This is a genomic window from Pseudomonas sp. AK106 (assembly GCF_053903055.1).
Window position 1 is genome coordinate 1,485,630 of the sequence record NZ_CP096426.1, and the last position, 19,409, is coordinate 1,505,038.

At 62.3% G+C, this 19,409-nt stretch carries 20 protein-coding genes; 2 read left to right on the top strand and 18 right to left on the bottom strand.

Annotated elements, in window-relative coordinates:
- Positions 1-76: 76 nt before the first annotated feature.
- Positions 77-679 carry a Yip1 family protein gene (locus M1E04_RS06745; protein WP_456292617.1) on the bottom strand — a complete coding sequence of 201 codons (603 nt, stop codon included), beginning with the start codon at positions 677-679 and terminating at the stop codon, positions 77-79.
- Positions 680-999: 320 nt separating this feature from the next.
- On the opposite strand from M1E04_RS06745, the gene ttcA reads away from it, so the two are divergent.
- Complete coding sequence (ttcA, locus tag M1E04_RS06750) at positions 1,000-1,824, top strand: tRNA 2-thiocytidine(32) synthetase TtcA (protein ID WP_065992805.1); 825 nt, start codon at positions 1,000-1,002, stop codon at positions 1,822-1,824.
- 214 nt (positions 1,825-2,038) lie between these two features.
- Here the strand turns inward: ttcA and M1E04_RS06755 are convergent, their stop codons facing one another.
- The 16 genes from M1E04_RS06755 to arsC form a co-directional block, all read right to left on the bottom strand.
- Positions 2,039-2,956, bottom strand: coding sequence for a dihydrodipicolinate synthase family protein (locus tag M1E04_RS06755; protein ID WP_456292618.1), 918 nt, complete (start codon positions 2,954-2,956; stop codon positions 2,039-2,041).
- Positions 2,957-3,232: 276 nt separating this feature from the next.
- The gene (locus M1E04_RS06760; protein WP_456292619.1) at positions 3,233-4,270 is read right to left on the bottom strand and encodes a trans-3-hydroxy-L-proline dehydratase; all 1,038 of its coding nucleotides are present in this window, start codon (positions 4,268-4,270) and stop codon (positions 3,233-3,235) included.
- A 25-nt stretch (positions 4,271-4,295) separates the two neighbouring features.
- Complete coding sequence (locus tag M1E04_RS06765; protein ID WP_065992809.1) at positions 4,296-5,018, bottom strand: amino acid ABC transporter ATP-binding protein; 723 nt, start codon at positions 5,016-5,018, stop codon at positions 4,296-4,298.
- On the bottom strand, positions 5,011-5,661 hold the full coding sequence (locus M1E04_RS06770) for an amino acid ABC transporter permease (RefSeq protein ID WP_456292620.1): 651 nt from the start codon (positions 5,659-5,661) through the stop codon (positions 5,011-5,013). The genes M1E04_RS06765 and M1E04_RS06770 overlap by 8 nt, the downstream gene beginning before the upstream one ends.
- A gap of 10 nt (positions 5,662-5,671) precedes the next feature.
- Positions 5,672-6,337 carry an amino acid ABC transporter permease gene (locus M1E04_RS06775; protein ID WP_037012083.1) on the bottom strand — a complete coding sequence of 222 codons (666 nt, stop codon included), beginning with the start codon at positions 6,335-6,337 and terminating at the stop codon, positions 5,672-5,674.
- On the bottom strand, positions 6,330-8,114 hold the full coding sequence (gene lhpI / locus M1E04_RS06780; protein WP_456292621.1) for a cis-3-hydroxy-L-proline dehydratase: 1,785 nt from the start codon (positions 8,112-8,114) through the stop codon (positions 6,330-6,332). Before lhpI ends, M1E04_RS06775 begins: the two co-directional genes overlap by 8 nt.
- A gap of 256 nt (positions 8,115-8,370) precedes the next feature.
- On the bottom strand, positions 8,371-9,183 hold the full coding sequence (locus M1E04_RS06785; RefSeq protein ID WP_065992820.1) for an ABC transporter substrate-binding protein: 813 nt from the start codon (positions 9,181-9,183) through the stop codon (positions 8,371-8,373).
- 394 nt (positions 9,184-9,577) lie between these two features.
- Positions 9,578-10,330, bottom strand: coding sequence for a helix-turn-helix domain-containing protein (locus tag M1E04_RS06790; RefSeq protein WP_456292622.1), 753 nt, complete (start codon positions 10,328-10,330; stop codon positions 9,578-9,580).
- Positions 10,331-10,509: 179 nt separating this feature from the next.
- The gene (locus M1E04_RS06795) at positions 10,510-11,757 is read right to left on the bottom strand and encodes an FAD-dependent oxidoreductase (RefSeq protein WP_456293153.1); all 1,248 of its coding nucleotides are present in this window, start codon (positions 11,755-11,757) and stop codon (positions 10,510-10,512) included.
- 14 nt (positions 11,758-11,771) lie between these two features.
- Positions 11,772-12,008, bottom strand: coding sequence for a (2Fe-2S)-binding protein (locus M1E04_RS06800; RefSeq protein ID WP_296313407.1), 237 nt, complete (start codon positions 12,006-12,008; stop codon positions 11,772-11,774).
- Positions 12,001-13,137, bottom strand: a complete 1,137-nt coding sequence (locus M1E04_RS06805) for an NAD(P)/FAD-dependent oxidoreductase (RefSeq protein ID WP_456292623.1) — start codon at positions 13,135-13,137, stop codon at positions 12,001-12,003. The genes M1E04_RS06800 and M1E04_RS06805 overlap by 8 nt, the downstream gene beginning before the upstream one ends.
- Positions 13,134-14,084: a 4-hydroxyproline epimerase gene (locus tag M1E04_RS06810; RefSeq protein ID WP_456292624.1), complete on the bottom strand. Its 951-nt coding sequence runs from the start codon at positions 14,082-14,084 to the stop codon at positions 13,134-13,136. The genes M1E04_RS06805 and M1E04_RS06810 overlap by 4 nt, the downstream gene beginning before the upstream one ends.
- Before the next feature lie 1,138 nt (positions 14,085-15,222).
- Entirely contained in the window at positions 15,223-15,906 is a 684-nt protein-coding gene (locus tag M1E04_RS06815) for a GntR family transcriptional regulator (protein WP_456292625.1), read from the bottom strand.
- 90 nt (positions 15,907-15,996) lie between these two features.
- Complete coding sequence (locus M1E04_RS06820; protein WP_456292626.1) at positions 15,997-16,668, bottom strand: DNA-3-methyladenine glycosylase I; 672 nt, start codon at positions 16,666-16,668, stop codon at positions 15,997-15,999.
- Positions 16,669-16,813: 145 nt separating this feature from the next.
- A complete protein-coding gene (gene wrbA, locus M1E04_RS06825) occupies positions 16,814-17,419 on the bottom strand; it encodes an NAD(P)H:quinone oxidoreductase (RefSeq protein WP_065992832.1) in 606 nt (201 codons plus the stop codon).
- Entirely contained in the window at positions 17,416-17,769 is a 354-nt protein-coding gene (arsC, locus tag M1E04_RS06830; protein ID WP_065992834.1) for an arsenate reductase (glutaredoxin), read from the bottom strand. Before arsC ends, wrbA begins: the two co-directional genes overlap by 4 nt.
- Positions 17,770-17,904: 135 nt before the next feature.
- Between arsC and M1E04_RS06835 the strand changes: the two genes are divergently transcribed.
- Positions 17,905-18,372, top strand: a complete 468-nt coding sequence (locus tag M1E04_RS06835; RefSeq protein ID WP_192133896.1) for a TlpA family protein disulfide reductase — start codon at positions 17,905-17,907, stop codon at positions 18,370-18,372.
- Between the two features lie 44 nt (positions 18,373-18,416).
- Here M1E04_RS06835 and M1E04_RS06840 read toward each other — a convergent pair whose 3' ends face one another.
- Positions 18,417-18,929: a GNAT family N-acetyltransferase gene (locus M1E04_RS06840; protein ID WP_369318687.1), complete on the bottom strand. Its 513-nt coding sequence runs from the start codon at positions 18,927-18,929 to the stop codon at positions 18,417-18,419.
- Between the last annotated feature and the right edge of the window lie 480 nt (positions 18,930-19,409).

Sequence of the window (19,409 nt, forward strand, 5' to 3'; positions counted from 1 at the left end):
CGGTCTCCAGAGGAGGCGAGTATGCCGCAAAGCTCATGTACCGCCAAAACCCCAGGCGCCGAATGGTCACCCTGAATCAGTTCGTGAATTCCGGCCCGACTCCGACGCCCCACAGCACCACCGTAAAGGCCATGATCGCCACCAACACCACCAGCCCGACCGCCAGCACCGAGCTTGAGAACATGAAGCCTTCGTCGGGGTGGACGCCCATGAACACCGGCAAACCGACGTACAGCAGGTAAACCGTGTAGCAAACCGCCGCCAGCCCGACCATCATCCCCACCCACATGTGCGGGTACAGCGCGGCCAGCCCGCCGAGGAACAGCGGCGTCGCCGTGTAGGTCGCAAAGGCCACGCAGCGCGCCAGGCTGGGCGTCGCGTCATAGGTGCGCGCCATCCAGTGGATGAAGCCGCCCATGATGCCGACCCCGGCGAGCATGGCGATGTACGACATCAGGGCCATCCACACTGCGCTGTCGCTGGTCAGCATGACCGGCGCGCGGTCGCCGATTTGCCAGCCCACCTGCGTCGTGCCGATGTACGCCGACACCGCCGGGATCGCTGCCAGTATCAGCGTGTGGGTGAGGTACATATGGCCGATGGTTTCTTCACCTTCGCCACGTATCTGTTGCCATTCCCGATCGGGGTGGGTAAACAGCCCCAAGACGTGATGGATCATGTCCGTTACTCCCGTGAAGTGTGTCAGCGCTTGCGACGCAGCGCCTGACCGCCAGATGCCGTCAGGACAAGGTCTCAGTCGAGCAAGGGAAATGGCTGGGACCTCTCAGGTCAGTATAGAAAGCTGATCACTCCAGAACCGGATGCGTTAGAGCGATTGAGGTGTTCAAACACGCGGCTAATAGCGGTTAGCGATCAGAGACCCTCCGAAACCGACCGCGATCGAACCCGCAACGGGCATTACCCGGTCCGGGCTTTTTGCGTAAAATGCCGACCCTTTCCCCACGTCACTTCACACCACAGCGAGCGGATACCAGCACCATGGGCACCCTTTCAGTCAATCAGAACAAACTGCAGAAGCGTCTGCGTCGGCTCGCGGGCGAAGCGGTGGCCGACTACAACATGATTGAAGAGGGCGACAAGGTGATGGTCTGCCTGTCCGGCGGCAAGGACAGTTACACGCTGCTGGATGTGCTGATGCATTTGCAGAAAGTCGCGCCGATCCACTTCGACATCGTCGCGGTGAACATGGACCAGAAGCAGCCAGGCTTCCCCGAGCACGTCCTGCCGGCGTACCTGGCGCAATTGGGCGTCGAGTACCACATCGTCGAGAAAGACACCTACTCGGTGGTCAAGGAATTGATCCCCGAGGGCCGGACCACCTGCTCGCTGTGTTCGCGCCTGCGTCGCGGCACGCTGTATACGTTCGCGGATGAAATCGGCGCGACCAAAATGGCCCTCGGTCACCACCGTGACGACATCGTCGAGACGTTTTTCCTGAACATGTTTTTCCAGGGCAGCATCAAGGCCATGCCGCCCAAGCTGCGCGCCGACGATGGCCGCAACGTGGTGATTCGTCCGCTGGCCTACTGCGCCGAGAAGGACATTCAGGCCTATTCGGACATCAAGCAATTCCCGATCATCCCGTGCAACCTGTGCGGCTCCCAGGAAAACCTGCAGCGTCAGGTGGTCAAGGACATGCTGCAGGAATGGGACCGCAAAACCCCGGGCCGCTCCGACATGATTTTCCGCAGCCTGCAGAACGTCCAGCCGTCGCAACTGGCGGACCGCAACCTGTTCGATTTCACCAACCTGCGCATCGACGACACCGCCGCCTCGCGGTTTGTGAATGTGGTGAATGTGTAAGGCCGAATGCGAAGGCTCATCCGCCGCAGAACCGTAGGAGCGTGGCTTGTCCCGCGATCGGCGACGCAGTCGTCGTGAAACCTGCAAACGCGGGGCACCTGACTCCCCGCAGTTGTCAGTTTGCTGCCGCTTCGCGCCAGATCGCGGGACAAGCCACGCTCCTACCGAAGATGGTGCGGGGCTCACGTATTCGTTCACCCCATCAAAGCGCGGGTTACAACCCCACATCCGGCAACACCGGCTTGTTCGCCAATGCGGTCTTCATCAATCTCTCGACATATTCCCGATCACTGTCCGGCAGCGCCAGCCGCGGTGGGCGGGTGAGGGCGCTGCCGCGTTCCATGATCGCTTCGCACAGCTTGATGCACTGCACCAGGTCCGGACGCGCGTCCAGGTGCAGCAGCGGCATGAACCACTCATACAGCGCCATCGCCTCGGCAAAACGCCCGGCCTTGGCCAGACGGAACAGCGTCTCGCCCTCTTTCGGAAAGGCGTTGGACATCCCCGACACCCAGCCCACCGCGCCCACCGCAACGCTCTCCACCAACACATCATCGAGCCCGGCAAACAGCACGAAGCGATCACCGACTTCGTTGCGCACGTCGATAAAGCGGTTGGTGTTGCCCGATGAATCCTTGAAACACACGATGGTGTCGCAGTCCGCCAGGGAGATGAGGATGTCCGGCGTGACGTCGTTCTTGTAGATCGGCGGGTTGTTGTAAACCATCATCGGCAGGTCGGTGGCGGCGGCCACGGTGCGGAAGTGCGTGGCGGTTTCGAAAGGCTTGGCCGAGTACACCAGCGCCGGCATCAGCATGATCCCGTCGGCGCCGGCTTTCTGCACTTCTTTGGCGACGGCACTGGCGTTGGCGCTAGTGAACTCGGCAATGCCCGAAATCACCGGTACGCGCCCGGCCGAGGCGTCTTTGGCCGCTTCCACCAGGCTGATCTTTTCAGCGACGCTCAATGAAGTGTTTTCCCCCACAGTCCCGCAGATCACCAGCCCCGACACGCCATCGCGCACCAGGTTGGAAATGACCTTATGGGTCGCCTCCAGATTGAGGGAGAAATCGTCGTTGAATTGCGTGGTAACGGCAGGGAAGACCCCGCTCCAGAATACGGACTGGCTCATGATTGACTCCTGATTGGGTAAAGGTATTTCGTATACGTTCTGGTTTGGGCGTATGACGCCCTTCTTTTTCTGCGTTAGCGGTGCTTCAGGCTGTCCCCGACCCCTTGTAGGAGTGAGCTTGCTCGCGAATGCGGAGTGTCAGTCACCACATCCATCGCAGACATACCGCATTCGCGAGCAAGCTCACTCCTACAGGATTTGCATTCATTCAGAAAAAATCGGTTTTGCATTCATTCAGAAAAATCGGTTTCGATTTATTGAAAGCAGCCGCAGCATCTACAGCTTCAACCCCACCGGCCACGTATCACTCAGCTTGTAGCCCTCCGGCCACGGGTCGCTCGGGTCGAGCATGTGCTGGTGCGTCCCGGTGATCCACGCCCGCCCGGACAGGCTCGGGATGATCGCCTTGCGCCCGGCCACTTCAGTCTCGCTCTGGATCTTGCAGCGGAACTCCGAGCCAATGATCGAACGTCCGATAAACCGGTCCCCCACCTTCAACTGACCCTTCGCATGCAACACCGCCAGCCGCGCGGAACACCCGGTGCCGCACGGCGAGCGGTCAATCTTGCCCGGGCGAATCACCACCGCGTTCGCCGCATGGGCCACGCCGCCGTCAAAGTTGACCGGCGCGGCGATCTGGCAGAAGGAAATGTGATTCCAGTCCGTGTTCAACGGGTGGCTGAAACCCAGTTGCTCGTTGGCCGCCTTGGTGATTTTCAGGCCGGTGTCCACCAGGTCCTTGGCTTCATCGGCGGTCAACGAAAAGCCCAGCTTCACCGAATCGACGATGGCAAAACTGTCGCCGCCATAGGCGGTATCGACCTGAACCGAACCCAGCCCCGGCACCTCGATCCACACGTCCAGCTGATCGGCGAAAGAAGGGTGGTTGTGCACCTCGACGCTCGTCACCTTGCCGTCGCGGCACTGGGCAATCGCCTCGATCAGGCCGCCCGGCGCCTCCAGTATCAGCCGGGTTTCCGGCTCGGTCATCGGCAGAATCCCGCTGTCCAGCAGCACCGTCGCCACGCACAGGGAATTGGAACCGGACATCGGCGGCACGTCGGCCGGCTCCATGATGATCCAGCCCATCTGCGCCTTCGGGTGCTTGGGCGGCACCAGCAGATTGACGTGGCGGAACACCCCGCCGCGGGGCTCATTGAGCATGAAATTGCGTAGCACGTTGTCCTTCTCGATCCAGCGCGACTGCTCCCAGATCGTCTCTCCGGGAGGCGGCGCAACCCCGCCAACAATCACATCGCCCACCTCACCCTCGGCGTGACAACTGACCACATGAATCACTTTCGATGAGCGCATGACCTAAGGCCCTCCTGAGCAGGCTCTAGTTGATTGATCGCAAAAAATCCGCCGTCTCCGGCCGTTGCGGGTTGCCGATCACCTGATCCGGCGTGCCGATCTCGTGCACCAGCCCGTTGCGGAAAAACGCCACGCGGTCCGACACGTCCCGGGCGAAGCGGATTTCGTGGGTCACCAGAATCATCGTCATGCCGTCCTCGGCCAGCATGCGCATGGTGTCCAGCACCTCGCCCACCAGTTGCGGATCGAGTGCCGACGTGGCCTCGTCGAACAGCATGTAATCCGGCGACATCGCCAGCGCCCGGGCAATCGCCATGCGCTGTTGCTGACCGCCCGACAATTTGCCGGGAAACACCTTGAGCTTGTCGCCCAGCCCGACGTGGGTCAGTTGCTTGACCGCCAGCGCTTCGGCTTCGGCCTTGCTTTTGCCCAGCACCGTGCGCGGGGCGAGCATCACGTTTTCCAGCACCGTCAGATGGGGGAACGCGTTCCACTGCTGGAAGACAATGCCGATCTTCTGCCGCAGCTTGTTGATGTCCGTGCCCCTGGCGTGAACCTCGGTGCCGTCGACGCGAATGCTGCCGCTCTTGATCGATTCCAGGCCGTTGATGCACATCAGCAAGGTCGACTTGCCCGAGCCCGAACCGCCGATGATCGACACCACTTCGCCCTTGTTCACCTGCAGGCTCACGCCCTTGATGACCTCAAGCTCGCCGAATGACTTGTGCACGTTGTCGATCTCAATCATTTTCCTGCCACCTCGTTTCCAGCCGGGCGCCCAGGCGAGCGACCACCAGACTCATGACGTAATAAATCAGGCCGGCGATGCACAGCACCAACAGCGGCTCCTGAATGCGCGTGACGATGGTTTGCGAGGCGCGCAGCAGTTCGACGATGCCGATCCACATCACCAGCGCGGTGTCTTTCATCACCCCCAGCAGCAGGTTGATCCAGCCGGGAAACGCCACGCGGGTGGCCATCGGCATGACGATCTGGCGCAGGTCCTGCCAGTACGTCAGGCCCAGGGAACGACTGGCGCGGCGCAGGCTGAGCGGCACCGACAGCACGCCGCTGCGCACGATCTCCGTGCAGTAAGCGGTGACGTACAGGCCCAGCACCACGCAGGCGACGGCGAAGGCGCTCCAGTTCAGGCCGACGATGCTTTTCAGCGCGTTGAACAGCACGAACTGGATCAGCAACGGCACGCTGCGAAACACGTCCAGCAGCCAGGCCAGCGGGATCGTGCTGCGCGGCAGCAGGGCGCGGGCCATGCCGCAGACCACCCCGGCCAGCGTGCCGATGAACATCGACACCACGGTCAGCAAAATCGTGACACAGGCGCCCTGAAGCATGAATTGCAGGTCGTTCCAGCTGAACGTGCTCTCGAACATGCCCATCTCCTCAGTACCGGAACAGCCGCCAGGACAGCAGCCGCGCAACGACCACGATCAGCTTGGCGATCAGGTAATAGAGCACCGCCGCAATGGCGAAGAATTCGAAGGTGCGGAACGTCTTGACGTTGTAATCCTGGGTCACGCCGGTGAGGTCGTTATTGAGGCCGACGATCACCCCCATCGAGGTCATCAGCACGGCCCAGACCATCTGGTTGGTCAGCGGATAGAAAACGATGCGCAGCAACTGCGGAATGACGATCAGCCGATAGGCCTGGGGCGCGCTCATGCCCAGCGAACGGGCGGCGCGCAATTGCGTGTCGGGCACGGCCTTCAGACCGCCGCGAAAGTTCTCCGCCAGATAGCCCGCGTTATTGATGGTGATGCCCGCCAGCAACGCCGCCCACGAGCTGATGTGCAGGCCGAACGAGCCCAGGCCGAAATACAGGATGTACACCTGGAACAGCGACGGCGTGTTGCGCGCGATGGAAATCCAGGTGGCGGCGAACCCCCGGAACAGGCGGTTTTTGCCTTGGCGCATGAACACCAGAAACAGCGCGATGGTGACGCCGAGGATCATCGACAGCGCGGCGGTTTCGAAGGTGACCCACGCGCCGTTGAGCATGTCGGGCAGCGCCTTGAACGCCGCGCGCCAATGGAAGTTGTAGTCAAACATGGGGGCTGGCCTCGGCTGCATCGTCGGCAAGGGCAGCGGCCTGCAGCCAGACCGGCAGGCGCCCGCTGGCGACACCGGTGATCGCGCTGTCGACGCACTCGGCCAGGCTGGCGAAATGCACGCGACGCCCCACCAGTCCGGGGGCGTAGTGCGCGTATTTGCCGGAGTTGGTCATCAGGTTGCGTGCGGTCGGCGGGATGACCGGCTCGCCGAGCATGCACCAGCAGGTGTCGGTGACGAACTGCACGCCGAAGTTTTCCAGCGTGTCGACGTAGCCGGCCCGTTGCGCGCGCTCCAGGGTAGCGCGGCCACAGGTCACGACGATTGCCACGTTGTCATGCTTGCGCTGGTTGCCACACAGGTGCGCCAGCATTGCGCATTCGCTCAGGGAAAAATGCGGATTGCCCAGCGTCACGGCGTCCACTTGCGGCGTTTGCGCGCTGTTCAGCTCGCGCCAGCTGTGCAGCAGATCCGCCGGGCTGACGCTCAAGGTTTGTTCCGGCGCTTGCCCGCCCAGCGCCAGTTCCGCAGTGGTGGCTTCGGGCGTTACGCCGGCGATATGAAACATCGGCGCAGCGGAGGTGGTGGCGAACGCCGCGCCGAACGCCTTGAGGTCATCCAGCGTGGGCGCCTTGTGCTCAAGGCCGCAGATCACCGGGATCGTGGCGCCGCACAGCAGCCCGACGTGATAACCGAGCAGCGGGTAGAAACTGTCGTCGAGGCCGTCCAGGACAGGGACGTCGATGCGCAGGGTCGCCAGCCGTTGCTGGGTCAGGTGGCAGCCGATCTTCGGCGCGCGGCCGGTGAGGGCGATGCAGATGTCGAGGTAGTCCGGGTACTTCAGGGTGCGCGCGCCGATCACGCTGTTGGCGTACACCACCGCATTGGACTCGGCCCAGACGATCTGCTCGCCCAGCTCCGGCGCGCTGTCCAGCAGGTACGGCGCGCAGGTAAAACTCACCCGCGCGCCCATCTCCAGATAGGCATCGCCCAGCTGACTGGCCGGTTCGCCGAGGGCCGGATCAACGCCCAGTTCGCGCCAGCGTCGCTTGTCCACGGAGATTGAATTGAGGGTAGTGGGCACGCGGACCTTGGCGCCCCAGGCCACCAGTTGTCGGGCGAACCGCAGGCTGGCCGGCCCGGTGTAGATGCAGCCGTCGATGTGCGCCTGGGTGATGTCCAGCAGTTCCGTCGCGCCCTGCAGCTCGGCCATGCGCAGGATGATGCCCATCGCCACCTGCGCGGCTTTGCCGTAAGCGCCGTCGAGAAAACCCTGGTCGGTTTCGGTGAGTGAAATCTGGGTGATCGGGCGCTGACGTATCAGACTTTTTTGATCGCGAGGGAGTGGTGGCGGCAGGCAGGCAAAGCCGTTCACGCGGTCATCTTCCACTCGCACGAAAGCAACGTCCCGCAGGGCCGCAAAGCCCGCTTCGCCGAGGCTGATCACCGGGATCGAATGGCCGAACATCTGCTCGGCAATCAGCACGCCGAGGGTGAGGATGTCTTCCACGCGTTCGAAGACCAGTGCGGCCGGCGCGTGGCCGTTGAGGATCAGTTCCAGCAACACGCTGCTGCCGGTGCACGAACCGCGCCCGCTGGGAATGGCCAGCACACGGCCGCTGATGAACTGGCCGCTGAGGGGGTGATGGCGGTCGATCACTTCACCGGTAAACGGCTCGACCCCGCCCCAGAAACTCAGGCCCACGTCGGCGTACAGTAATTCACCTTGCGCGCTGCCGGCGACGAGACAGCGCCCGTTCAACGAGACTTCAGACATCGTGGGCTCCTGAGTGAGTGAATCGCTTTTAGCGGGTGACGCTGATGGGTTCCTGGTTCAGGTTCCGCGAATGATTCAGACGGGACGCGTAGCCCTGTAGGAGCGTGGCTTGTCCCGCGATCGGCGACGCAGTCGTCGTAAAACCTACAACCGCGGCGTCACTGAATCAGCATGTTCGACGGTCTTGCTGCCGCTTCGCGCCAGATCGCGGGACAAGCCACGCTCCTACACGGTCCGCGCCCTCTGATCGTTCCCCTCAGTAATAGACGCCCGGCACGGTCAGGTCCACCGGCTTGCCACTCACCCACTTTTCATACAGCTCGGCATAGCGCCCGGACCGCACTTGCTGGTTCACGAACAGGTTTAGGTAATGAATCAGCCCGTACTCGTTACGCTTCGCCGCAAGGGAAACGTAGTCGATGGTGTAGGGCGCATTGCCGGCGATCTTCAGGCCTTTGTACTTGCCGGATTTGAGCGTGGCGGCGGCGACGGTGTTGGTCACCACGGACGCTTTGATGTGGCCCTGGGCGACGGCGAGGATGGTGTCGTTCTGGGTCTGGTAGGCGCGGAAACTGCCACTGCCCCATTTCTTTTGATCCTTCTCCAGCGCGATGGCTTCGAACGTGCCGCTGGTGTTGCCGACATCCTTGCCCTTGAGGTCGTCATAGCTGTTGATGCCGGCGTCGTCGCGGGTGAGTACCACCATCTGGAAGGCGAAATAGGGGATGGTCATCGCCACCGTTTTCGCCCGCTCCAGGGTGTCCGAGGTCGACGCCACGATCACGTCGGCGCGGCCTGAAACCAGCGCAGGAATGCGGTCCGGAAAGGGTGTTTCCACCACCTCGGCTGTGACGCCCAGTACCTTCGCCAGGTCGTTGCAGTAATCGACGTCAAATCCGACCGGGTTGTTCTTGTCGTCACGGGACCCCATCGGCGGGAAGTCCAGGGTCACGGCGCAGCGCAGCTTGCCGGAGTCGATGATGTCATCGAGCTTGTCGGCCAACGCGGTGTTGATAAAGGATGAGCTCATGACGGCGAGGAGGGCGACGGCGACAGCTTGATTTTTCATAGAAGCCTCGGTGCGTGCAAAGGGAGAAACGGCCGGATAAGTAATTTCGTATACGATATTTGATATGCACGCAGCGTGCCTGTTTTGCCTGCACGCCGTGCAGGCCTCTGGATCAGTGGGCCGGGGTTCGGATGGGTATCTCAGGAGCGCGGGACGGTGTTACATAAAGGAGCAAGAATCCGCAGCGTGCTTCATTGATGCACGTTGCAGTGCGGTAGTCGCCACATTCCGCCGCACCGCAATCAGCCGGTGGCACTGCAATTCACGTAGGACCGGCTTCAGCCGGGAAAGCGCCGGTCGCCACACTGCAAAAACTACAGCGGACACACTGGCCCCTTCCCGGCTAAAGCCAGTCCTACACAAATACCGCGATCATCCAGGGGGAGCAGCGAATTCAGATGCGCCTTTGCGAATCCCGATACTCACTCGGCGACGCTCCGGTCAGCGCCTTGAACTGGCGGCTAAACGCGCTGTGATCGGTGTACCCGCAGCGCAGGGCGATTTCGGTGATCGACAGGTCTTCCTGCAACAACCGCGACGCTTCACCCAGCCGCGCCTTGTGAATCATCTGCCGTGGCGTCAGCTGGAAGATGCGTTTGCAGTGCCGCTCCAGTTGGGCGATGGAGAGCCCGGCAATGGCCGTCAGTTGCTCAAGGGTGATGGGCCGCGCGAAGTGTTCGCGGATGTACGCATCGACCTCGACCAGTTTCTGATACGCCGGATGGGTCGTCTGCAGGATTTGCAGGTCCCGGGAGATTCCCGCCAGCCCGATGATCGCGCCGTGTTGATCGCGCAGGGCGATCTTGTGAGTCAGGCACCAGATCGGCTGATTGCCGTAATAAAGGTGCAGCTCCAGCTGATCGCTGAGTTGCCTGCCATCGGCCAGCACCCGGCGGTCCTGGGCGGTATACAACGGCCCGAAGCGCGCGGGGAACACTTCCTCGGCGGTCAGCCCGACGATCTGGCTTTTTTCCTTGAAACCGCAGCGCTGCACCAGCGTCTGGTTGACCAGTGCATAACGCGCGTGGGCGTCTTTGACGAAGAACACCACACCGGGAATCGCATCGAACAGCGGCGCGACCAACGTCAGGCTGGCCAGCAGTTGGTCGAGGTCGTGCAAGGGCTTGGTGAGGAGGACGTCGATCATGTTCACGGGCGGGAGGGCCGGGTGGGGAATGGGATCGATGATGCGGGATGTTGGATGCGGCGGCTAGTCGGGGGGCGACTGATCTGCGGGGACAGATTTGATCTGCGGGGACAGATTTATTTACGGTGAAGCGCTGTAAATAAATCAGTCCCCTTTAAATCATTAAATATTAAATCACTTTAAATATCATCCAGACAGGCGAGGGTGGAGATCCGCGCCGGGCTGAAGGGCGGGCGCAACAAGGGGGGTTCCCAGCCGAACAAGGTCTGCGCCGCCGTGGCACAGATCCGCCCCTGACACGCGCCCATCCCGCAGCGGGTGGCGAGTTTGGCGCCGGTCCAGCTGCCATGTGCAGCCAGGTCCGCGTAACGCACGTCCTCACAGCGACAGACCAGCGTGTCCGGCGCCGCCAGATGTTTCAGCGCCGGATTCAGGCTGAAGGCCTTGTTCAACCGATCCGCAAAACCTTGCCAGCGCTGTCGCTCAGCCCACAACCCTCGGGCCTTATTTCGATCACCCACCGCCACCAGCCCGGCGATGCGCCCCTCTACCAACGCCCGTTCGCTGCCGCCGAAACCGGTGCATTCCCCCGCTGCGAAGTGATCGGCCAGACCCGTCGCCTGCCACTCATCCACCACGATGGCCTGATCCCGCAGCGTGCAGCCCAGTGCGCGGGCGATCTCGGTGTTGGGCACCAGACTGAAACCGCAGGCCAGACGCTCGCAGGCCAGCTCTTCGACCTTGTCGCCGACCTGAACGCGCACGCCTTCCAGCCGATCCGTACCCAGCGCCGCCAGCACATGGGCCGACGTTCGATAGGCGGCGCTGGCCAGGGTGATCGCCTGAATCGCCTTGTTCGGCCAGCGCCACAGCCCGGCAGCAAATCCGGCGACAGCGCTCAAGGGCGCCTGCTCGGCAATGCGCACGACCTCGGCGCCGTGCTTCTGCGCGGTCGCCGACGAGGCCAGCAACAGCGGGCCGGTTCCGGCAATCACGATGCGTTCGTCAGCGACCGCCAGCCCGCCTTTGATCAGCGCCTGCAAACCGCCCGCGCCGGTGACGCCCGGCAGGGTCCAGCCGGGGAAGGGCAGCAGTCGCTCCCGCGCGCCGGTGCACAGAATCAGTGTGCCGTAACTCAACACCCAGCCCCGCTCGGCATCTTCCAGCAGCAAGCGCTTCGCCCCGGCCAGCGCGACCACCTTGCAGCCGCTGTGCAGGCGAACGTTGCTGAACCCCTGCAACTGCGTGCGCATATCCTGAGCCTGTTTCGGCACTTGAGCGTTGGGGCCGTCGCGCCAGATCTGCCCGCCTGGCAGCGGGTTGTCGTCGAGCAAAGCGATGCTCCGCCCGTGAGGCGCCGCCGCCACGGCCGCCGCCATGCCCGCCGGACCTGCGCCGATGATCAGCAGATCGACATGCTCGGTCATGCTCATGCTCATGCTCATGGCTGAGTCTCGACCCGCATGCCGTCGCGGCAGATCGTCTGACACGCCAGCCGGCGCAGGCCGTCGATGCTCACCCGGCATTCCTGACAGATGCCCATGCCACACAAGGGCGCGCGCCGCTGGCCGGTGACCGAGGTGCGGCTGCAACGATCGCCGCTCGACATCAGCGCGGCGGCCACCGTGGTGCCTTGGGCGAAGCGAAAGGGCTGACCATCGATGCTCAATTCAGGCATGGGCGCGGGCTCCGATAAAGCGTTGCGGCAGGTAGGGTTCAACGTCGAGGGGCGGTCGAGTGCGCAGCATTTGCGCAGCGAGCAGGCGGGCGGTGCCGGTGGCAGTGGTAACGCCGAGGCCTTCGTGCCCGACCGCCAGCCACAGGCCGGGCTGATGCGGGTGCTCGCCAATCAGCGGCTGACCGTCGGGGCTGGCGGAGCGAAAGCCGGTCCAGCTGCGAAGGCCGTTCATCTCGCCCAGGCCTGGGAGAAAATCCATCGCCCGACGCAGCATCCGCCCGAGCATGGCCGCGTCCACCTCCGGGTTGTGGTTGTCGAACTGCCGCGATGAGCCGATGAACAGCTGGCCGGTCGGGCGCTGCTGCACATTGAACGCCACCGACGGGCCGTTGCCCTTGTGGGCGCTGGTGACGTAGCCCAACTCAACCAGCGTATGGGTGATCTGCGCGGGGTAACGGTCGGTGATCAGCAGGTGGCCTTTCTTGGCTTGCAGCGGTAAATCGGGACAGAGTTCGCGGGCATAGATGCCGCTGGCCAGCACGACTGCCGGGGCTTGCAGCCATTCTCCCGTTGCGAGGCGGACCCGGTTGCCCTGAACTTCCACGACTTCGGCCTGGCGCTGAACCACTCGCGAAGACTGACGCTGCAACAACCAGCGCGCGGCGTTGGGCGCGTAAAGAATGCCGTCGCCGCTGACCTTCAGTGCCCCGAGCAGGCCGGATCGCAATGACGGTTCGGCCTTTGCCAGTTCGGCGCCGGACAGCAACTCGCACGCCAGACCGTATTCGCTCAGGGCCGCATGCTTGCGCTCGGCTTCTTCCATTTCTTCTTCATTGCAGGCCAGCCACAGGGTGCCGTTGGTGCGCATCGCGCAGTCGTCCGGCATCTGCGGCGCGAGCTCGCGCCAGGCCTTGACCGAATATTCCCCCAGCGCCAGCTCGGCCGCGCTGTGGTCCAGCACCACCAGATGGCCCATACCCGCAGCGGTCGCGGCGGGGCGCTGACAATCCAGCACCAGCACATGCAAACCCTGAGACGCCAGCTCGTCCGCACACGCCGCGCCGACGATGCCGCCGCCAATGACGATCACATCGGCGGCCTGGCCTTGCAGGGTGGCGGCGTCGGTCACGAGCGAATGCCCCAGGCGAATGGGTCTTCGTTGTCCAGCAACAAAGTGGCTTCGGCGCTGATGTACGCACGGCCGCGAATGGTCGGCACGATGCGGTCGCCGGCCTGCCGCTCGCCGTGTTCCCAGACGAAACTGCCTTCAAATTGACTGCCGATCACGCTGGCCTGCTGCCACAGCGTACCGGGCTGAAGTTTGCCGTCCGCTGCCAGGCACGCCAGTTTGGCGCTGGTGCCGGTGCCGCAGGGCGAGCGGTCGTAGGCTTTGCCGGGGCAGAGCACGAAGTTGCGGCTGTCGGCGTGATTGTCGTCGGCGAACAGCTCGATGTGGTCGATGACGCCGCCGTCTTCACCGCGAATGCCTTGGTTTTCCAGCGCCTGCCGGACTTTCCAGGTGTAGTCGGTGAGGGCGTCGAGGTTGTCGGCGGCGACGCTCAGGCCGTGGTCGGCGATCAGAAAGAACCAGTTGCCGCCCCAGGCGATGTCGCCGGTCACGCTGCCCAGTTCAGGCACCTCCACGACGAAGTCCTTGCGGTAGCGGTAGGAGGGCACGTTGTCGACGCTCACGGAGCGGTCTTCGTGCAGCGTGGCCTGAACCGTGCCGACCGGGGTTTCGATGCGGTGCGCGCCGGGGCCGATCTTGCCCAGATGCGCCAGCGACACCACCAGCCCGATGGTGCCGTGGCCGCACATACCCAGGTAGCCGCTGTTGTTGAAAAAGATCACCCCGGCGCAGGCCCCGGGATCCACCGGCTCGCACAACAGCGCACCGACCAGTACATCGCTGCCGCGGGGTTCGAGCACGGTGGCGGCGCGCCAGTCATCGAACTGCTCAGCCAGACGCTGACGCCGCTCGGCCATGCTGCCCCGCCCGAGATCGGGAAACCCGTCGAGCACCAGCCGCGTCGGCTCGCCGCCGGTGTGAGAATCGATGATCTGGATGCGTTTCATGTATTCCCCTGTCGGACTGAGTCTGGAACTGGCTATTGCGTACACCCGATGGAACTGGCGATCACGGTCACTTGTAGGACCGGCTTCAGCCGGGAAGGCGTCGGTCGCCACACCCGAGATTTATGGTGCTAACGCTGGCCTCTTCCCGGCTAAAGCCGGTCCTACATAAAGTCCTGTGTACACGCCGATCTAACTGGCTAAGACGGTCCCTTGTAGGACCGGCTTCAGCCGGGAAGGCGTCAGTCGTCACACCCGAGATTCATGGTGTTCACGCTGGCCTCTTCCCGGCTAAAGCCGGTCCCACTAAAAGCGCTGCGTACACCCCGACGTAACTGGCTACGACGATCCCTTGTAGGACCGGCTTCAGCCGGGAAAGCGTCGGTCGTCACACCCGAGATTCATGGTGTTCACGCTGGCCTCTTCCCGGCTAAAGCCGGTCCCACTAAAAGCGCTGCATACACCCCGACGTAACTGGCTACGACGATCCCTTGTAGGACCGGCTTCAGCCGGGAAAGCGTCGGTCGTCACACCCGAGATTCATGGTGTTCACGCTGGCCTCTTCCCGGCTAAAGCCGGTCCCACTAAAAGCGCTGCGTACACCCCGACGTAACGGGCGACGACGATCCCTGTAGGACCGGCTTCAGCCGGGAAGGCGTCGGTCGTCACGCCGCAAGCTTTGTGGTGTTAACACTGGCCTCTTCCCGGCTAAAGCCGGTCCCACTAAAAGCGCTGCGTACACCCCGACGTAACTGGCTACGACGATCCCTTGTAGGACCGGCTTCAGCCGGGAAAGCGTCGGTCGTCACACCCGAGATTCATGGTGTTCATACTGGCCTCTTCCCGGCTAAAGCCGGTCCTACATAAAGTCCTGTGTACACCCCGATCTAACTGGCTAAGACGATCCCTTGTAGGACCGGCTTCAGCCGGGAAGAGGTCAGTCGCGACGCTAAAAGTTTTGTGGTGTTAGCGCTGGCCTCTTCCCGGCTAAATCCGGTCCTACAAAAAGCGCTGTACAACCGGTTTACAGATCGCGGCGCGGAGCAACTTCACTATTGAGGCAAGGGTGCCGCGAACGACGTCCAGGGTCTTGACCGATTTCACCCTCGCCAATGACGAAATCGGCATAGCCACGATTCGTTCAGATCTCGCTGAGCACGGCATGAGGCAGGTGGGCGTAGAGGGTTCGGCAGACGCCGATGATGTGGTGCTCGATCAGTTCGGCCGCTTTGTCCACGTCACGATCGGCACAGGCCTTGAGGATTTTTCGGTGTTCCAGGTCGGCGCGCTCTTTGCCTTCTTCAAAGCTCATCTGCACCCGCAGGTAGCGTTCAACCTTGTCGTGGATCGAGCGAATCATGTTCAGCAGAAACGGCCGCTGCGCCGCTTCATACAGACAGGTGTGAAACGCCCAGTTCAGCTCGGCCCAACGCCCGATGTCGTCGTCGCGCATGAATTCGTCACAAATGGCCCGGGCCCGGTCCAGCTGGGCAGCGGTCATTCGCGGCACGGCGAGGCGGATGGCTTGCACCTCCAGCAGCACCCGCACTTCAAAGATCTGCGCCAGCTCCGGCTCGGAAATCCGCGTGACCACGGCCCCCTTGTTGCGCTGGAATTGCACCAGCCCTTCGGCTTCCAGACGCTTGAGCGCTTCACGCACGGGGATCTTGCTGACGTTGAACACCCGGGCGATGTCGTCCTGACGGATCGGCTCTTCCTCGGCGAACTGGCCGGAGATGATCGACTCGCGCAGGTACTTGGCAATGACCTCGGACGCGGAGGGCGCGACACCGAGGTTGGGGGCGTCTGGAAGAAGAAAAGGCACGCAGATGACTCGAAAAGGGCGGATGCCGAATATTGTATACGACGTCCGATTTGTTACGCGCTGTGTCTGCTCACTCCACCGGCAAAACGATCAATGGTTTGCCGTGTACGACAGCATCATCGACAGCTGGCACATCGGCCGGCCGCTGTCCGCATGCCACTGGTTGAACGCCGCTTGCACCGCCGCCTGATCACGCTGGCTGCTGGGCACGCGATCGACGATCTTCTGCGCATTCAGCGCAGCGACCACGTCATGGCTGGGAATGAAGGTGTCTTTGCCGACCATCCGCAAGAAGCGCGGCGATGACAGCCCGCCCATCTGATTGCCGTGTTTGAACAGGTAACGCCACAGCCCGACGATATCGGTCACCGGCCATTCGGCGATGAAATTGCCGAAGCTGCCATGTTCGTGGGCGATGTCCAGGATCAACTGCGCATTGCGCGGCACGCTCTTGAGCTTGCCCAGGTGACGGATGATCCGCGCGTCCTGCATCAGGCGTTCAAGGTGATCACCGCCCATCAGCGTGACCTTTTCCGGATCGAAGCCGAAGAAGGCCTGCTCGAAGGCCGGCCATTTGGCGTCCACCAGGCTGTGCTTGAGGCCGGCACGAAACACCCGCAGCGCCATGGTCGACAGATACCGGTCGTCGCTGAGGGCTTTGAGTTTTTTCGGCGTGGCGGGGGTCGGCAGATGCGCCTCGAGGGCGGCGACGGAACCAAAGCGGTTGAGGCAGTATTCATGGAGCCATTTGTATTCTTGCATGCCCTCTCCAAAACAAAATTCATGTGCGCGATTGCTGGCGTAGCGCATTCCGAGTGCTGACGCAGAACCCCGGCAGGGGCTCTGTGCTTTGACCCGGTTTGAGCAAGGGGTTCCAGCAATCGCGCGCGAGCAATGCCTTGAGCTGTTAGCCCTTGGGCGGATCGAGCAACAGCGCGGTTTTCGCCAGCCGCTGACCTAGGGAACGGCACAGCGTGGTTTCGTGCTCATCCAGCGCGCGCTTGCCGTCGGCGCCGGCGTGATGACTGGCGCCATAAGGCGTGCCGCCGCCACGGGTTTCAATCAGCGCCGCTTCGCTGTAGGGCAGGCCGCTGATGAGCATGCCGTGGTGCAGCAGGGGCAGCAGCATCGACAGCAACGTGGTTTCCTGACCGCCGTGCAGGCTGGCGGTGGAGGTGAACACGCTGGCCGGTTTGCCCACCAGTGCGCCGGTCAGCCACAGGTTGCTGGTGCCGTCGAGAAAGTACTTCAGCGGCGCGGCCATATTCCCGAAGCGGGTCGGGCTGCCCAGGGCCAGGCCCGCGCAGTTTTTCAGATCATCCAGTGTGGCGTACAACGCGCCGGCCTCCGGAATGCTCGGCGCCACGGCTTCGCAGTCGGTAGACACCGCCGGCACCGTGCGCAGGCGCGCTTCCATGCCGGTCATCTCGACGCCACGGGCGATCTGCCGCGCCATCTCCGCGGTCGCGCCGTTACGGCTGTAAAACAGAACCAGAATGTACGGCGCGGTCATGGCAGGATCTCCAGAATGTTTTCCGGCGGACGACCAATTACAGCCTTGTCGCCGACGACGAGAATGGGGCGTTCGATCAACTTGGGATGGGCCGCCATGGCGGCGATCAGTTGCTCGTCGCTCAGGCCGGTGTCGGCCAGGTTCAGGGTTTTGTACTCGTCCTCACCGGTGCGCAGCAGTCCGCGAGCACCGATGCCGAGCTTGCCCAGCAGCTCGCGCAGTTGCGCGGCATCGGGCGGGGTCTCGAGGTAGTGAATGATGGTCGGCGTCAGGCCGCGGGCTTCAAGCAATTCCAGCGTGCCACGGGATTTGGTGCAACGCGGGTTGTGATAAAGCGTGAGATCGGTCATTTGCGGGTCGCATCTTGCCTGAGGTGGCGGCTATTCTACCTGCGTCACGGTAACGACCGGTAACACGCGGCGAGCGATGCACAATCGGCGCAGCGTGCAGCTGGAAATAAAGAGCACCTAGAAGGAAACGGCATCATGGCAAGGCGATTGGCGGCGGCGGCAGCACTGATTGGAAGTCTGTTGCTCAGCGGGTGCGGCGTGGATCTGGGCACGGACCAGAATGGCGAGAAAGTCGCCAGCAGCCGCGTCGACAAACACTGGCTGGTGGTCAATTACTGGGCTGAATGGTGCGGTCCGTGCCGAACTGAAATCCCCGAACTGAACAAGTTGTCCGAGCAGGTCAAAGGGCAGAACGTCAGTGTGTTCGGCGTCAATTTCGACAACCTCCAGGGCGAAGACCTGAAGAGCGCCAGCAAAGCGCTGGGCATCACCTTCACCGTGCTGGCCCAGGACCCGGCCGATCACTACGACCTGCCGAAAAGCGAAGCCCTGCCGGTGACCTACATCATCGACGACAAGGGCAAAGTGCGTGAGCAGTTGATGGGCGAACAGACGGCGGCGGGGGTGATGCAGAAGCTGGCGGAGTTGAAGGGGAAGGGCTGAGGCAGATCAAGTCAGCTTAGGTTCACAACGGGATTGCTCGCTGATTAACGCTCATCGGCCAGAAGCGCCCAGCGCTCGTGATCGCACCAGACTCCGGCGATCTGAAGGTATTTCGGGGAGAACCCCTCTTTCCGAAATCCCAGGCGCTTGACCAGCGCGATTGATCGCACATTTTCAGGCTGAATATTGGCCTCGATACGGTGAAGACCCAGCTCTTCAAAGGCGTACCGCGTCGTCAGTTTTACCGCCTGGGACATTCTTCCCGTCCCGGCAAACGAGACCATGCCCCAGTAGCTGAGATACGCGTTCTGAAATCCTTTATAGAAAATCTGGCTCAGGTTGGTGACTCCAACGATGTGACCCGATTCGGTATCGCGAGCCAGCAGCCCAACGCTAGCGCCTGTGGTCTGAGCGGAGTACCACTCCTCGAAGCCTGAAGCGGTTATGAACGGCTGTACCCAGCGGCCGTGATAGTCCCGGCTTTCCCGATTCGCGTGTAGGAGCTCGTCGATATCGGCGCGCGTTACCCGGGCGAGCTTGACGTCTGACATTTCCATAATCTCTTCTCTTTGCCTGCTTTCCCGATGGCTTATTCGGATTGCTGACGCCTATGTTGCCGGGAGCCTATGTCCTGTGAACCTGTGATTTCATAATGAGGACGAAACCACACTAAGTCCAATAGGCTAGAGTGGGGTTGTGCGCCGGCGGCCTATAGCGGCCTGGCACCAGCGTCCGCTACCGGCCAAAAGCGGTCTGTCACCCATCCTATCCGCGCCGCCTTCATGTGGTGCAGCTCGAAACTCCGCTTATCAGAATTACGACCCGATCAGCCTGATCATCTTTTGCTCGCTGACCTCATATAGCTGACGAATAACGGTGTAAATGAAGGCCTTCTACAACGCTGCTATTCTGCCGCCCCTATCGCTGCGTGGCAGCTGTGGGTATCCGACTCCCTCGCGTGTGAGCAAATTGAAGAACCCTCTGCTATACCAATAAATCAGATACCCGATTCAAGCCGTATTGGGTCCATGCACACC

Excerpts from the sequence above, each read along its gene's own strand:
- lhpI (WP_456292621.1), bottom strand. The coding sequence starts at position 8,114 with ATGTCTGAAGTCTCGTTGAACGGGCGCTGTCTCGTCGCCGGCAGCGCG.
- M1E04_RS06755 (WP_456292618.1), bottom strand. The coding sequence starts at position 2,956 with ATGAGCCAGTCCGTATTCTGGAGCGGGGTCTTCCCTGCCGTTACCACG.
- M1E04_RS06810 (WP_456292624.1), bottom strand. The coding sequence starts at position 14,084 with ATGAAACGCATCCAGATCATCGATTCTCACACCGGCGGCGAGCCGACG.
- wrbA (WP_065992832.1), bottom strand. The coding sequence starts at position 17,419 with ATGACCGCGCCGTACATTCTGGTTCTGTTTTACAGCCGTAACGGCGCG.
- M1E04_RS06770 (WP_456292620.1), bottom strand. The coding sequence starts at position 5,661 with ATGTTCGAGAGCACGTTCAGCTGGAACGACCTGCAATTCATGCTTCAG.
- arsC (WP_065992834.1), bottom strand. The coding sequence starts at position 17,769 with ATGACCGATCTCACGCTTTATCACAACCCGCGTTGCACCAAATCCCGT.
- M1E04_RS06790 (WP_456292622.1), bottom strand. The coding sequence starts at position 10,330 with ATGATCGACGTCCTCCTCACCAAGCCCTTGCACGACCTCGACCAACTG.
- ttcA (WP_065992805.1), top strand. The coding sequence starts at position 1,000 with ATGGGCACCCTTTCAGTCAATCAGAACAAACTGCAGAAGCGTCTGCGT.
- M1E04_RS06765 (WP_065992809.1), bottom strand. The coding sequence starts at position 5,018 with ATGATTGAGATCGACAACGTGCACAAGTCATTCGGCGAGCTTGAGGTC.
- M1E04_RS06820 (WP_456292626.1), bottom strand. The coding sequence starts at position 16,668 with ATGCAAGAATACAAATGGCTCCATGAATACTGCCTCAACCGCTTTGGT.
- M1E04_RS06760 (WP_456292619.1), bottom strand. The coding sequence starts at position 4,270 with ATGCGCTCATCGAAAGTGATTCATGTGGTCAGTTGTCACGCCGAGGGT.
- M1E04_RS06775 (WP_037012083.1), bottom strand. The coding sequence starts at position 6,337 with ATGTTTGACTACAACTTCCATTGGCGCGCGGCGTTCAAGGCGCTGCCC.
- M1E04_RS06840 (WP_369318687.1), bottom strand. The coding sequence starts at position 18,929 with ATGGAAATGTCAGACGTCAAGCTCGCCCGGGTAACGCGCGCCGATATC.
- M1E04_RS06745 (WP_456292617.1), bottom strand. The coding sequence starts at position 679 with ATGATCCATCACGTCTTGGGGCTGTTTACCCACCCCGATCGGGAATGG.
- M1E04_RS06785 (WP_065992820.1), bottom strand. The coding sequence starts at position 9,183 with ATGAAAAATCAAGCTGTCGCCGTCGCCCTCCTCGCCGTCATGAGCTCA.
- M1E04_RS06795 (WP_456293153.1), bottom strand. The coding sequence starts at position 11,757 with ATGACCGAGCATGTCGATCTGCTGATCATCGGCGCAGGTCCGGCGGGC.
- M1E04_RS06835 (WP_192133896.1), top strand. The coding sequence starts at position 17,905 with ATGGCAAGGCGATTGGCGGCGGCGGCAGCACTGATTGGAAGTCTGTTG.
- M1E04_RS06800 (WP_296313407.1), bottom strand. The coding sequence starts at position 12,008 with ATGCCTGAATTGAGCATCGATGGTCAGCCCTTTCGCTTCGCCCAAGGC.